General features: G+C 54.4%; 8 protein-coding genes and 1 rRNA gene (1 of these 9 only partly in view). 3 read left to right on the top strand and 6 right to left on the bottom strand.

Annotated features, from left to right (window positions below; all coding sequences use genetic code 11):
• A 16S ribosomal RNA gene (locus VAE48_RS11840) occupies positions 1 to 1,259 on the bottom strand (it extends 245 nt beyond the left edge of the window).
• Positions 1,260 to 1,877: 618 nt separating this feature from the next.
• Here VAE48_RS11840 and VAE48_RS11845 point away from each other — a divergent pair.
• From VAE48_RS11845 to VAE48_RS11855, 3 genes are all read left to right on the top strand, one after another.
• Positions 1,878 to 3,749, top strand: coding sequence for a VanW family protein (locus VAE48_RS11845; RefSeq protein ID WP_322793534.1), 1,872 nt, complete (start codon positions 1,878 to 1,880; stop codon positions 3,747 to 3,749).
• A gap of 220 nt (positions 3,750 to 3,969) precedes the next feature.
• Entirely contained in the window at positions 3,970 to 5,142 is a 1,173-nt protein-coding gene (locus tag VAE48_RS11850; protein ID WP_322793535.1) for an ATP-binding protein, read from the top strand.
• Entirely contained in the window at positions 5,139 to 7,928 is a 2,790-nt protein-coding gene (locus VAE48_RS11855; RefSeq protein ID WP_322793536.1) for an ATP-binding protein, read from the top strand. The genes VAE48_RS11850 and VAE48_RS11855 overlap by 4 nt, the downstream gene beginning before the upstream one ends.
• Here the strand turns inward: VAE48_RS11855 and VAE48_RS11860 are convergent.
• From VAE48_RS11860 to VAE48_RS11880, 5 genes are all read right to left on the bottom strand, one after another.
• Entirely contained in the window at positions 7,910 to 8,587 is a 678-nt protein-coding gene (locus tag VAE48_RS11860; protein ID WP_322793537.1) for a protein-L-isoaspartate(D-aspartate) O-methyltransferase, read from the bottom strand. The two genes, VAE48_RS11855 and VAE48_RS11860, sit on opposite strands and share 19 nt — an antisense overlap.
• Before the next feature lie 45 nt (positions 8,588 to 8,632).
• Positions 8,633 to 10,504: a hypothetical protein gene (locus VAE48_RS11865; RefSeq protein ID WP_322793538.1), complete on the bottom strand. Its 1,872-nt coding sequence runs from the start codon at positions 10,502 to 10,504 to the stop codon at positions 8,633 to 8,635.
• 57 nt (positions 10,505 to 10,561) lie between these two features.
• Positions 10,562 to 11,650, bottom strand: coding sequence for a hypothetical protein (locus tag VAE48_RS11870; protein WP_322793539.1), 1,089 nt, complete (start codon positions 11,648 to 11,650; stop codon positions 10,562 to 10,564).
• A 22-nt stretch (positions 11,651 to 11,672) separates the two neighbouring features.
• Positions 11,673 to 12,059, bottom strand: coding sequence for a YkvA family protein (locus tag VAE48_RS11875; RefSeq protein ID WP_322793540.1), 387 nt, complete (start codon positions 12,057 to 12,059; stop codon positions 11,673 to 11,675).
• Positions 12,060 to 12,154: 95 nt separating this feature from the next.
• Positions 12,155 to 14,887: an HAD-IC family P-type ATPase gene (locus tag VAE48_RS11880; protein ID WP_322793541.1), complete on the bottom strand. Its 2,733-nt coding sequence runs from the start codon at positions 14,885 to 14,887 to the stop codon at positions 12,155 to 12,157.
• Positions 14,888 to 14,915 lie beyond the last annotated feature (28 nt).

A 14,915-nucleotide genomic window follows, 5' to 3' on the forward strand; every position in this document is an offset into this window, starting at 1 on the left:
CTGAGGCCAGCTTTGGAGGATTGGCTCCGCCTCGCGGCTTCGCAACCCATTGTACTGGCCATTGTAGCGTGTGTGTAGCCCAGGATATAAAGGCCATGCTGACTTGACGTCATCCCCACCTTCCTCCGGTTTAAGACCGGCAGTCCCGTGTGACACATGTAACACACAGCGAGGGTTGCGCTCGTTAGCGGACTTAACCGAACATCTCACGACACGAGCTGACGACAGCCATGCAGCACCTGTGCAAGCTCCCCGAAGGGTCGGTCACCTTTCGGATCCCTACCACTTGCATGTCAAACCCTGGTAAGGTTCTTCGTGTATCATCGAATTAAACCACACGCTCCGCTGCTTGTGCGGGGCCCCGTCAATTCCTTTGAGTTTTAACCTTGCGGCCGTAGTCCCCAGGCGGTAGACTTATCGCGTTTGCTTCGGCACTGATGGATTTGAACCCACCAACGCCAAGTCTACATCGTTTACAGCTAGGACTACCGGGGTCTCTAATCCCGTTCGCTACCCTAGCTTTCGCGTCTGAGCGTCAGAAGTGGTCCAGGAGGCCGCTTTCGCCACTGGTGTTCCTCCGGATATCTACGCATTTCACCACTACACCCGGAATTCCACCTCCCTCTACCACTCTCAAGTCCGGTAGTATTGAACGACCTCTCCCAGTTAAGCCGGGAGCTTTCACATCCAACTTGCCGAACCGCCTGCACGCGCTTTACGCCCAGTAAATCCGGATAACGCTCGTCTCCTACGTGTTACCGCGGCTGCTGGCACGTAGTTAGCCGAGACTTATTCTGAGGGTACCGTCCTTCCTCTTCCCCTCAAAAAGCGCTTTACAACCCGAAGGCCTTCATCGCGCACGCGGCGTTGCTGGTTCAGGCTTTCGCCCATTAACCAATATTCCCTACTGCTGCCACCCGTAGGTGTATGGACCGTGTTTCAGTTCCATTGTGGGGGGCCACCCTCTCAGGTCCCCTACCCGTCATCGCCTTGGTAGGCCATTACCCTACCAACTAGCTGATGGGACGCAGGCCCCTCCCGAAGCGGCTTTCGCCTTTAATCACCCAGCCTCTAATCCGGGGGATCACATGCAGTATTAGCAGCCCTTTCGAGCTGTTATCCCACACTTCGGGGCAGGTCACCAACGCGTTACTCACCCGTTCGCCACTAAGGCCGTATTGCTACAACCTCCGTTCGACTTGCATGTATTAAGCACGCCGCCAGCGTTCATCCTGAGCCAGGATCAAACTCTCCGCAAAAATATCACCTTATTCAGGTGTTCGTTACGGATGTTTAACGGAGCTCTCTTTTCTTGGCTTCCTTCCTATCACTCTTCAGTTGTTAAGGTTCCGCTTGCTTCCGAGGGCCAGATTCTACGCTGCCAATCGTTTCCTGTCAAGCACTTGGCGATAAAATCGCCGATGTTTTCCTAAGTCGTTCGTCTTTGGTCAACACCGGCGCATCTCTCGACGTCCTTGCCAGGCCTGGTCCCTCTTGCACCAACCCGTTTTCAATTGTTATCGATCCGCTTTTTCAGCAAAATCTCTTCACAGCTTGGGACTTATATTGTACCCACCCTGCTTCGGATTGTCAAGGGGTTTCGCAGAATTCATTCGGAAGTGGCGTATTTGGTTTTGAGCGATCTGCCGTTTCCGGCAAGACCGGGCTGCCCTCACAGGCAACGGGCTGGATTATACTCCTATCCCTATACCTGTCAAGGGGTTTCGTGCTTTTTTTCCAAAATTCGTCTCCCCCTTCCGCATTTCGGAACAATCCTTGCACCGGGAACAATTCCATGAACGCAAACGTCTTATTTTTGTCCTTTGCAAAAGCAGACTAAAATAGTCGTGATTAATTCGGAATGGTATAATTTTCTCATGAAAGCAATCGGTTCGCTCACCTTCTCCAATCAGCGCTCACTTTTACAGCAATTGCTCACCGCAATGCTGTTTTCTGTTGTCTTCACCCTCGTCCTTTTCCTTGCAGTGATTCTGGTGGTTCAGGTCTGGTTTGCCGGGCGAATTTTTCCCGGTGTTCAGGTCGCCGGTATACCGGTAGGCGGACTGAGCCCTGCCGAGGCTGCCGAGAAAATCTCCGCTCAAATCACTTTTCCCACCCAAGGGCGCATCGTCCTGAAAGACAATCAGAATTTATGGGTAGCCTCGCCACAGGAACTGGGGCTTTTCCTCGATCCCGGTGCATCAGCAACCCTTGCTTTTCGGGTTGGGCGGGATGGCAATCTTCTCAACCGGCTTGCCGATCAGTTCAACGCCTGGTACTCTGGCAAGAACACTTCCCCCGTGCTGTTGTTCGATCAGCGCATTGCTTACATATACCTCAACCGCATCGCCGCCGTCATCAACCGACCGGTTATCGAAGCTAACCTTGGCTTGCAGGGAGAAGAAGTGATTGTACGTTCGGGAGAAATCGGCCGCACGCTCGATATTGACGCTTCGCTGGCACTGGTTTCGGCGCAGGTGCAATCCCTGCAGGAAGGGGTTGTCCCACTGGTTGTCAAGGAAACCCCGCCGGTCATTCTGGATGCCAGCCAGCAGGCCGAGCTGGCGCGCCGCATCCTCAGCCAGCCCTTGACCCTCACCCTACCGGAAGGCGAATCCGCACCCGGCAGTCCATGGGTCTTTGATCGCACTACGCTGGCATCTATGCTCTCCATTGAACGTGTGCGCAATCAGGCTGGCGAACAATACGAAGTAACTTTGAACAGCGACATGCTAATCACCTTCCTTTCCAAATTAGCTCCCGACCTGCGTACCTATCCACAGAATGCTCGTTTCATCTTCAATGACGATACCCGCCAGTTAGACCTGCTCCAACCAGCTGTCATCGGACGCACCCTCAATGTGGATGCCACCCTGCGCGCTATTCAGGAAGGATTGAAGCAAGACCAACACACCATTCCACTGGTATTCGATTTCACCAATCCACCCGTAACAGACGATGCCACGGCTGAAAGCCTTGGAGTCACCGAGCTGGTCAGCCAGCACACCTCTTATTTTTACGGCTCGAGCCGCGAGCGGGTTCAAAACATCCAGGCAGCCGCCAGCCGTTTCCACGGTCTGCTGGTTCCACCCGGCGCCACATTTTCGATGGCAGATGCGCTGGGCAATATCAGTCTGGACAATGGCTATGCCGAGGCGCTGATCATCGTCGGTGGGCAAACTATTAAGGGTGTAGGCGGCGGTGTATGTCAAGTCAGCACCACCCTGTTCCGCACCGCCTTCTTTGGCGGTTATCCGATTGTCGAACGACACGCCCATGCTTATCGGGTCAGTTATTACGAAAAAACTTATGGGAACCGCATTGATCCCAATTTAGCCGGACTGGATGCCACTGTCTATGTTCCAATCGTTGACTTCAAATTCACCAACGACACCCCCTACTGGCTGCTGATGGAAACCTATGTCAACCCCAATGCCAGCACCCTGACGTGGAAGTTCTATTCCACCTCCGATGGACGCACCGTGGAGTGGCAAACCAGCGGCCCGGTCAACATCGTCGAACCACCCAAACCGCTCTACAAGGAAAACCCCGAGCTGAAAGAAGGCGAAATCAAACAAGTGGATTGGGAAGCCAAAGGCGCCGAAGTAACCGTCACCCGTACGGTCTATCGCAACGGTCAGGTGTACTTTACTGACCGCATCTACACCCGCTATCAGCCCTGGCAGGCAGTTTACGAATATGGCCCCGGCACTGAAATTCCCACCCCAGAACCCGAAAACAACGATTGAGCCCCCTAAAAAGAAACAACTCCGGCTTTATCCCCATCGCCAGAGTTGTTTCTTCTGCACGATCCCCTGAAGTCGTCGGCAGCGGGACGAAATTGGCAATAAAGAAACGGTCACAATTTAGCGGGGATTGCAAATATGACTATAATATACTAGGAAAACACTCAAAATTGTTTTGAGTTGCGCTCAAAAATCACTCCCAAAGACGAAAGAAAGCCTCTTCATGCCCACTGGCGAACCCCGCTTCAGCGAACTGCTCCAACGTGCCATCAACCGCATCGCATTTCTAGAAAACAAAACCCGCCAGATCGTGTTTGACGAATTGGGTTACGCCCTCGGCCGGCAAGGTGGCAGTGCCATTCAATACTGGCTTTACCACCAGCGCGTGCCTGCGCGGCTGGAGGATGTGGAAAACCTGGCACGCATCATTGCCCACCGCGGCGGCTGGGAAAATGAAAAAGATCTGCGTTCTTTCCTTTCCCGTGGCGGCCACCCCAGCGCCGATGTTCTCGTTCGTCAAATATTTCCAAACGAACCCATCTCCACGACCAGCGCCGCTGCTCAGCCAGCCTTCATCGTTGGTCCGCCGATCCTCAAGCCGCATCAATTCTTTGGGCGCACACATGAACTCCGCCGCATCTTCACCGCACTAAACAGCACTTCTATGCAAAATGTAGCCATCAGCGGTGCGCCGCGCAGCGGGAAAACCTCCCTCTTACATTATATCCATACCATCACTCGCACCCCACCCACTGCCCTGCGCCCCAACCAGTTTCAAAATTGGCTGGATGAACCCCAACGTTACCGCTGGGTGTATATTGACTTTCAAGACCCGCGGGTTTGTAATCGCCAGGGGTTCTTGCTCTATATTCTGCGCCAGCTCAACTTTCCCGCCCCTCCCTCGCTCGACCTGATTCAGTTTGTGGATATTGTCGTCCGCTATCTGGTAAACCCTACCGTGATTCTAATGGATGAGATTCAAATTGCGCTCACCAACCCCGAATTTACCCAGCAGTTTTGGTGGAGTTTGCGTTCGCTGTCTTCCAACCTCACCGATGGAAAACTGGCTTTTGTGATTGCGGCCCAAAACCAGCTGCCGACCCTGCAAAATGCGCTGGGCAAACCATCACCATTCTTAAACATCTTTGGGCATTCCATTCAGCTTGGCCCGCTCAACGAAGAAGAAGCCCGCCAGTTAATCCAGTCCAGCCCGCTCCCCTTCTCCCCCGCGGATGCCGATTGGATTATCCAGCACAGCGGCTGCTGGCCGGCCCTGCTGCAAATTCTATGCAGCACCCGGCTGGTTGCCCTGCAGGAAAATCAATCCGATGAAATCTGGAAGGGCGATGCGCTGGCCAACATTCAACCCTACCGCTACCTGCTGGAAACGCCATGATCTCAGCCCCGCTTTCGCTCAGTCCTGCCGGCCGCCTCAGGTTGGTTTCTCCCTTACGCATTCTCTTCTGGCTGATCGTTCACCCGGCAGCCTGGCAGCGCCATCTCGCCCTGATTGACCCATCCCTTCCGTTGGACTTCAGCCTGATCGAATTGACAGCCAAACAACGCCGTAACCCGCAATTGGCACGCTTTTTGCTGTTCACCTGGCTTTCTGTGGGATTGTGGATTGCGTTTCTGATTCCTTTTACTGTCATCCTCTTGGGCAACTCACTGAATGATTTGCCGATTAAACTGGCAATTGGCATTGGCTATGGCCTCTCTGCCAGTCTGTGCGGCGCCCTGCTGGCAGGCATTGGAAGCGGTTTAACCTTCGGTTTTGTCTTAGGGTTGGGCACCGGCCTGCTCCTGCCAGATATGGATGCTTACTTTGTGGTCACCGCTGCCGCAGCCGGGCTGGCTGCCAGCGTTCAGCTCAACCTGCTGCAAGTCCGTCAGCGCCCCTCTTCTCTTCTTCGCTGCCTGTTGGGAGTGATCACCGGCATTCTGGTCGGCGCCGGGGTAATTTTTGGATTTTGGGCAATAGCCTCTGGGGAGTTAATCAACACCCCCCAAACCTTGCAAATTGACCAGACCGTCAGCGGTTTACCGTTGATCCTGCTGATTGGTAGCGCACTGCCGATTGGGTTCATAACCGTTTGGCTGACTTTACACCTGCGCAGCCGCAGCGGCTGGCGTCGCTCACTGCTTCCGGCAGTTCTGCTAACCTTCTGGATGGCACTCGGTTATGCCGGTCTGGTCAGCCAGTCCAGTCAAACAATTTTGATGAATTTGAACGCCGGTATGATCGGCGGGGCGTTCATCACCCTTTTGTTTGGGTTGAGCAGCACGCTTACCCGCCAGGTCGGCGGCAACAACGCTGCCGCAGTTGCCAGCGGGCTGGTTGCCGGTGTTGGTTGGATCCCACTCGGACCGCACGTACTTGCCGGTTACCAACACCAGCCGCATTTGATAACAATTGCACTGGTGGTTTTGGTCTTTGGCCTGACCATTTCATTCTGGCGGCCGCTCCTCTTCTACCCGCTGGTTGCCATTTGGAACAATTTTTGTTTCAACCTCGACCAAAACCGGCCGGGCGATTTGCGCTGGTTCTGGCTGCACGCCGCCTTTTGGGATGAGAAGCAGCGCCTGACCTGGCCCGACCTGGATGAATATCTGCTGTTGCTCTCCGAACGCCAGCCGCACCTGCTTCAGGACGTGTTGATTTTACTCTCGGCTACTGCTCAGCGGCCGGTTGCCCAAAAGGTGCAAATGGAATTGACCGCCCGCCAGTTTGAAACCTGCCCGGATGTGCCTTCCATTGCTGCAATCCATCACCAGACCGCCGCCGGCCTGCTGGAAGGACCGCTTTCCACCATCCTCATCGCCCTTCACAACATCAGCCGGGATATTGAACATGCTTTGCGCCAGACCACACCCTACCAACAGCGGTTAGGACTGGGCATGGCACGCGACAAACTGGCCACCCTGCAAAATGAGCTGCTCTTAAGCCGTCACCCCCAATCACAGCGTTTTGCGCCCATCATTGCCAGATGGCAGCGCATGCTATCCTCTCACATCGAAGCCATGACGATTCCTGCCCAATATCAGCAGGAAATTCCCAACCCATATATTTGCGGTATGCCGCTCAGCGAGAGGCAATCCCTCTTGTTTGTCGGGCGCAGTGAGATTATTGAACGCATCAACCAGATGCTCATGCAGGACAAATGCCCCCCGCTGTTGTTGTTCGGGCAGCGCCGCATGGGGAAAACCTCACTGCTGCTCAACCTCAGCCATTTTCTAACTTCCAGCATCATTCCCTGTTTTGTGGATTGTCAGGGACTGGCAGGGTATCAGGATAGTGATGAACTGGTTCCCGAATTTGTTGAACTGGTTCGCCAATCAGCGCTGCGCTTTCGCAATGTAGATTTGCCTGCTTTCAGGGGGCAGTCATCTTCAGGCGGAAGTCTTTATCAAATGCTGAATCAGTGGGTGGCAGCCACCGAAGCCCAACTGGAAAGCCGCCAGCAAACCCTGCTGCTGGCAATGGATGAATTTGAGAGTCTTGAAGCAATTATGAATGCCAATCTAAAACTGGCAAAAATCTACCTTGGATTTGCCCGCCACACCGTTCAACACCACCCGCGCTTCAAGATCCTTCTGGCTGGAACCCACCTGGCTGAAGAAATGCCCCTCTGGCGCGATTTTCTCATCAATGCCCGTGTACTGAAAATTGACTACCTGACCCGATCCGAAACCCTGCAATTAATTGAGCAGCCGGTCAAACCTTTTCCGCTGACATATGCCCCGGAGGTCAGTCAGGCTATCTATGAACTGACCCGCGGTCATCCCTATCTGGTGCAATCCCTGTGTTTTGAACTGGTCTTGATTAAAAACGAACAACCACTGAGCAGCCGCTTCCGGGTTACCCCTGAAGACCTTGAACAGGCGCTCCGAAACGCCCAAACCGGAAATATCATCTTCTTCAATGACCTGTACCACAATCAACTCAGCCCGCTGGCAGCCAGCATGGCAATTGCCCTCGCCCGGCAAGGCTCACAAACCTGTCTGCCGGCGGATGAATGGCACAAAATCGCTCCGCTCTTTAGCGAAAGCGGGCTTGCCGAGTTGCTCAAGCGGGATGTGATTGAACCGGTCAATGGCGCCTATCGTTTTCAGGTGGAATTTATCCGCCGCTGGTTCGCCGATCAACCCCTGATTCCTCACAATCAGTCATCACCTTCGTAACGCTCCCAGTCTTTCTCGCTCCAGCCATACGCACCGCGCAGCGGCACAAAGCTGACCGGGATGATATTCTCATAGGTGAATTTTCCCGCCTGTTTGTGCCAGACCTGCAAAATCTGTTCTGCGCGGCTGCCAACCGGCAACACCAACCGCCCGCCCTCTGCCAGCTGATTCAAAAGGGGTGGAGGCGGGGCTGCCGCAGCGGCGGTTACCACAATGGCATCATAAGGAGCGGCCTGCTCCCACCCCATACTGCCATCGCCCGTGTGAACATGCACATTCAAATAACCCAACTGTGAAAGCACCTCAGCCGCCCGCAGCGCCAGGCCGACATGCCGTTCCACGCTATGCACTTCCTTTGCCAGTTCCCCCAAAATTGCCGCCTGATAGCCCGAACCTGTACCGATTTCCAGCACACGTTCTTCCCCTTCCAATCCCAGCAGGGAAGTCATCAGAGCGACAATATAGGGTTGAGAAATCGTTTGTCCCTTGCCAATCGGCAGCGGGCCGTCATCGTAGGCTCTGTCGCGCAAATCCACCGGCACAAAGAGATGGCGCGGCACTTTGCGAAAGGCTGCCAGCAAACGCGGGTTGTGCAAACCGCGCCGCTCGATTTGCTCGCGAACCATTGTTTCACGGGCAATGGTGAAATCACTATCCATATTCACTTTTCTATTAAAGCACGAAACGGGCAAACAACCAACCGTTTACTTCCGTTTATAAACCCGCCCATAGTCGTCCTGATAAATCAACTGCCACCGCTCCGTGAAAGAAGGGGCTTCCAGATAATCCGGGCACTCCTCCGGTTGATACGTCCAGAAATTGGCACAAAAAGTGACATAGTACTGCGGATCGCGTTGTGCAACCATGGATTCCAGCCCCAGCGGATAATGCAGTTTGGTTGGACGATTGGTGTACTTCTCCCCATACACATAGTACATCAGCCCATGTTCAATCTGGACAACCGAATCATGAATGTTGCGGCGCACAAAGTCATACGCCGAGAAGTAACCATCCACCCCCACCGGTTCGCGAAATTGATCCCGCAGAACAATATCATTGCCGGGGTAGATTTTCAACAAATCACGGTTTTGCCAGAACAGGCCGCCCCCAATGAGCACCACCGCCGTCACCCCGGCAAGCATCCGCCAGCGGCGGTTATTCAGCCAGTTGAGGGCTTTTTGAATCAGTGGCCCCGCCAGCCCAACCAAAAGCACAAACAGGTAACTCAGCAGCGCTACCCCAAAGCGCCAGCCAATCTGGGTGGGCTGCTGATTGCTGCCATAAAAAGCGGTTTGAGGAGTAACCACAAAGGAGAAAAACAAAATCAGCAGCGCAAGTGCCTGTGCCATGGAAGGCAGCCCCAGCCAGCGCTCCAGCCGGCCGCCCTGAAGCGCTTTGCCCCCCAGCCGGCCAACCACCGCCAGCAGAACCAGTCCGCCGGTTACGCCGAGCACAAACAAAAACAACTTGGGCAGATAATTGTAAAAGTAGGGGTTGGTCAGGTTATTCAGAATGCTCCACTCGTTGTATTCCCACACACCGGGCGGGAAGAGGGTGTGAATCACGACGAGGTTACGCACAATCCACAACGCCGATGGCACGGTTACAAGCGCCGAGAACAACACGCTCAACAGCGTTTGCCGCACATTCACCCTTTGCCAGAGCGACTTTCCCCAACGGAATAAAAGCGGCAGCCAGAGGGGCAGCAGCGCATATACCCCCACCGGTTTGATGGCCAGAATCAGGGAAGTACAAAACGCCAGCCCTGGCAGGTGAAAGGCTATTCTCTGCCCTCGTGGGCCGATCGGCGCAAAAACCAACCCTGCCAGCACCACCGCCGCCGTGAGCAAGTCGTTTTTACCAATCACAAAAGCCTGATCCACCACAATCCACCATGGATTATTGGCAATCACGATCGAGCCGCTCAGGAACATCACCAGTGTCAAAAAGGCCAATATCCCGCCTGGTAAACGCGTATAGCGCCACCCCATCCCCCAGATGGAGAGAAAAGCCAGCAAGGCAATCAACGCATGCACTGTGCCGAACAGCGTTTCATCGCCGGTCAACAGCAGTCCAAATGCCAAAAGCGATTCAAACCCGTTGGGATATTCCCCAAACGGAATGGATAGATCCCAGTAAGTACCGCTTTTATACAATTCAATCGCTTTGGGGAAATGGTATGCCCCCGCATCCCAGTGCAGCACATCACTGATTGGGGAAAAAGGCCAGCGCATCAACGGCAGGAGGACAACCAGAAAGAACACCAGCACGCTGACCAGCCAGCCGGCTGCATTCAACCAGCCCATTGAGCCGACAGCCCGCTTATCCCGCTGGCGTAAATCAGCCAGCAGCCCGCCCTCATCCCAACGAAAAAAGAGCCAGACAGCGCCAACCAAGACAAACCCGCCGAACAGCGCCATCGGTAAAAAGCGAAAAATACCCAAAAACGCGGCGATTTGGGCAGAATAGATTACCGCAAACAGGAAACAGACCAGCCCGGCAAACAGGAAGAACATCCCCAGCGAAGGATTATGGAAGGAAGTCAGCCTGCCAGTTTTCTTCATAACCAATGGCAAAGTTTATATCCGGTTTTGGCGAAAATTACAATCCTTATGGCTGGTTGGTTGCAATTTTCAATCAACCACATGGTGGAATAAACGAGACACAGCACCAAAGAATCGGGAAAATTCCCTGAGCAGCTTGAGGGGCGGCAATTTACCTTTGGCAGGGTCAAGATGGCTGAACTGCATCTCCGTAAAATACAAACCGGGGCGTTGACCGAGGGCAGCGCATAAACGCCGGGTTTCGCCAATCGGAATGACCTGATCTCCCCGATCATGCAGCAAAACGACCAGCGGCGCTTGTAGATCCTCCGCATAGGTCAGTGGGGAAATTCCTGAAAAGGCTTGCCGGATTTGATCGGGCAAATGCTCCAGGGCGCTTTCTGCTTCGGATAGGCTCGAGGCCGATAGCAATGCAGCCACGGCTTTGCCATCGTCTGAAAGACTGCTTTCATCATCCAGTTCCTCTCCCTCCAAAAATGTACGGCACAGGTACCCGGATTCCTCAGGGTGCAGGAAGGCTGTCAGCGAGTGGATGAATACCTTGCGTGTCAATTGATCCACCTTCCACGCCCGCCTGCCGTCCTGCTCATCAATCGTGCTGCTGGCAATATCTCTGCAAAATGTCCACAGCGAAGAGTAGGGAGCATAAGCACTGACATAGGAAACCTGCTGACGAATCAACGGGTGCGCCGCCGCCATCAGCGCAAACGAGCCGCCCACACAGGTACCCAACAGACCGCTGCGGCTGGCATCTACAAACGGCTGCTCAATCAGCCATTGATACGCCAGTGCAATGTTGTTAATGTCTTTCGGGTCAAGCCGAAAATCGCGCATTGCCGGTGACCAGTACAGCAATGCCGCAAAACCCGCCCGCGCCAGCGCTCTACCCAACACCGGCACCTGCGGATGATTCACCTCAAAAGGAACCACCCCCAAACAAACCAGAATGCCCGGATGACGGCCGGGTGATGAAGGGCGGTAAATTTCCCCTTCGGCAATCCCGTCCGTCGTCGGATATTGCACCCGCTCAATCAGCGGTGGGTGCGTCACCCAATCCACCGGTCGGGAGGGCAGCATTGGGAAGACCTTGAGGAAAAATACAGTCGCCCTCCCCAAAGCACGGAGTGGCCGGCTTGTCTTGCGAATGAAATCAATCATCTTAATAACATCCTCATTCCAGTTATTTATTTACCGCACGAACAATCAGCCAGACGAGGATGGTCAAGACTACCAGCCACAAACCGATTACCAGAATGGCACCAGCCCGGCTGACAGGTTTGCCTTGCTGCAGCAATTCTTCCGACTGCCGCCGGGCTTCTTCCATAACCGCCGGCGGGATCATTTTCAAAGCCAGAGCAATTCCCAACGGGGTAATGATCAGATCATCGAGATAGCCGAGGACAGGCACAAAATCAGGGATCAGATCAATGGGGCTAAAAGTATGGGCAATCACCAGCCCTAGAAACACCTTGGCATACCAGGGAACTCTTGGATCACGAGCAGCAATGGTTAATGCGTAAGCATCTCGTTTCAGCACCCGCGCGCGGCTTTTCAATTTCTCCATCATTCGAATCTCTCAAGGTTGTTGAGGTTTAAATTTTTGACCAGCTTCTTAAGCAAATCCAGGCTCTCTCTACCCCATTCAAGGGGAGTATGGTGTCATTATATCAATGCCCGCCGCTTCTGAATGGCTTTGTAGATTTCCATCACCACCAAAACCACGCTGGCAAGAGCAAACAAAATCAGCCACGTCTGCCATGTCAGCGATTCGGTGCGCAGCAAGGATTGCAGGAACGGCACTTCGGTTGCCAGAATGTGCAGTCCAAGCGCCACCAGCATACCAATTGCCAGCACGCGGTTGCGGCTGAACGGTATCTTGAAGGCAGATACCTCTTCCGAACGGCAGTTCAGCACATGATAAAACTGCATCAGCACCAGCAGCGCCAGCAGGATGTTGCGCGCCGTGTCTTCGGCGTATCCCTGCCGCACCAGGAACACCCACACTGCCAGACAAACCAGCGCCATGGTCAGCCCGCTGATCAGCAGCTGTTCAATCATCTTGCGGTTAAAAATGCCCTCGCTCGGCTTGCGCGGCGGATGGCGCATCACCCCCGGTTCCCCGGCTTCAAACGCCAGCGCAACGTCCTGAATTCCGTTGGTCACCAGGTTCAACCACAAGATTTGCACGGGAATTAACGGCACGGGAAATTGCAGCAAAATTGCCAGCGCAAGCAACACCAGTTCAGCAAAACCGGTTGAAATGAGCAGGAGGGTTACTTTACGCACATTGGCATAGGCAAAACGGCCTTCCTCAACCCCCGCCACAATCGAGGCAAAGTTGTCATCGGTAACGATCATCGAGGCGGTATCCTTGGCAATATCGGTACCGGAGCCCATTGCCACCCCGATGTTGGCTTTCTTGAGTGCCGGCGCATCGTTGACACCGTCCCCGGTCACGGCCACAAATTCACCCAGTCGGATGAGCGCATCCACAATTTGCAGTTTCTGATCGGGGGTGACCCGCGCAAAAACAGTTTTGTGCTTGATCCCTTCGTAGAACTCGGGAATCTCCGGTGAGCCAATCTCCCCCAGTTCTTTGCCGGTAATCACATCCGCCGAGCTTTCAGCAATGCCCAATTCGCGGGCAATGGCCAGCGCAGTTGCCGGATGATCGCCGGTAATCATCACAACCTTGATGCCAGCCATTTGGGCAGTCTGCACCGCCTCTTTGACCTCCGGGCGGAGCGGGTCAATAAAGCCCAGTAGCCCCAGCAGGGTGAGGTCGGCCTGATCATTTTCCAGATCTTCCAAAGTGCCACCACCGGCTGCCAGCGCCAGCACGCGGTAACCATTTTCTGCTTTTTGGTGTGCCAGTTGCAAAATTTTGTCCCGATCCAGCGGCTCTTCGCCCTGGGCGGTCATCATCCGCGCACAAAAATGCAACACGGTTTCCACTGCCCCTTTGACCACCAGCCGCGGGGCGCCTGCATTTTCGTAAACCACAGCGGCATAGCGTTTTTCAGACTCAAACGGAGCTTCGTCAAGGATACGTACCTGTCGGCGCAGTGTAGAGGGGTCAATATTCAGTTTATAACCCAATGCCAGCAAAGCTACATCCATGGCATCACCGGTATGTTGCCACTTACCGTCTTCTTTTTCCAGCGTGGCTTCGTTACACAACGCGCTTTCTCGGGCAATGCTCAACAGCCGGCCCTGTATCTCTGGTGTAATTTCTCCCTCTTCACCTGCCAGCCTGACCTCGCCCTCATCGTTATATCCCTGACCGCTGATCTCAATCAGCGTCCCTTCCGGCAGCACAATTTGCTTGACGGTTTGTTGATTGACGGTTAACGTGCCGGTTTTGTCGCTGGCAATCAGGGTACAACTTCCCAGACTTTCCACCGCCGTCAGTCGCCGAACAATCACATTACGGCGCGCCATACGGCTGGTCGCCAGTGAAAGGGCAACCGTCATCGCCACTGGCAGCCCTTCCGGTATGGCAGAAACAGCCATTGCCACCACCAGAATGAACACATCGCTGAGCGCCTCACCGCGCGCAAACTGAATCATGCCCAAAATAGCGGTAAAGCCCAGCACAATCAGCGCAATTTGCCGGGCAAACTTTTCCATGCGGATGACCAGCGGCGGTTTTGCGCCCTCTTCCTCGCTGATGGTTTTGGCAATCTTTCCAACCTCTGTGTACGGACCGGTTGCCACCACAACCCCCACGCCCCGCCCGGACATGACCGTTGAACCGGCATAGGCCATGTTGCGCCGGTCACTGACCGGCAAATCGGCCGGCAGGGGTTTTTCGCTCTTCTCCACCGCCAGCGATTCACCGGTCAGGAAAGACTCATCAATGCGCAGGTTGTTCACCTGAATCAGGCGCATATCGGCCGCCACCTTGTCGCCGGATTCGACCAGCAGAATATCTCCCGGCACAATTTCTTCAGCCGGGACGGTTAAAATACGCCCCCTGCGCCTTACCCGCGCCTTGATCTTCAGCAACACCTGCAAAGCGTGTGCGCTCTGCTCGGCGCGCCACTCCTGCACGGTGCCAATCACGGCATTGAGCAGAATCACTGCAAAGATGAACACGGCATCTTTGTAATCCTGCATCAGCAATGCCACAACACCGGCGATCAAAAGGATATAGATCAATGGACTGGCAAATTGATGCAGGAACACCTGCAGGAGGGTGGGCGGTTCTTTGGCTGGCAGGGTGTTTCTGCCAAACTCGCGCAGGCGCTCGGCAACCTGCTCCTCGCTCAGCCCATCCGGCAGGCTTTGCAGTTTACGGAAAACGACTTCCAGCGGTTCGGCGTGCCAGGCAATGACCTTTTTGCCGCCTTCAGTGAATTCAATTCGGTTAATATCCAAATCTTCAGGTCGCATGGGTTCTTCTCCTTTTCCATGGTTTATG

It is taken from the genome of Bellilinea sp., from assembly GCF_034432615.1.
GTDB lineage: Bacteria > Chloroflexota > Anaerolineae > Anaerolineales > Anaerolineaceae > Bellilinea.

Coding starts and splice junctions, on each gene's coding strand:
- VAE48_RS11870 (WP_322793539.1), bottom strand. CDS start 11,650: ATGATTGATTTCATTCGCAAGACAAGCCGGCCACTCCGTGCTTTGGGG.
- VAE48_RS11855 (WP_322793536.1), top strand. CDS start 5,139: ATGATCTCAGCCCCGCTTTCGCTCAGTCCTGCCGGCCGCCTCAGGTTG.
- VAE48_RS11875 (WP_322793540.1), bottom strand. CDS start 12,059: ATGATGGAGAAATTGAAAAGCCGCGCGCGGGTGCTGAAACGAGATGCT.
- VAE48_RS11850 (WP_322793535.1), top strand. CDS start 3,970: ATGCCCACTGGCGAACCCCGCTTCAGCGAACTGCTCCAACGTGCCATC.
- VAE48_RS11880 (WP_322793541.1), bottom strand. CDS start 14,887: ATGCGACCTGAAGATTTGGATATTAACCGAATTGAATTCACTGAAGGC.
- VAE48_RS11860 (WP_322793537.1), bottom strand. CDS start 8,587: ATGGATAGTGATTTCACCATTGCCCGTGAAACAATGGTTCGCGAGCAA.
- VAE48_RS11845 (WP_322793534.1), top strand. CDS start 1,878: ATGAAAGCAATCGGTTCGCTCACCTTCTCCAATCAGCGCTCACTTTTA.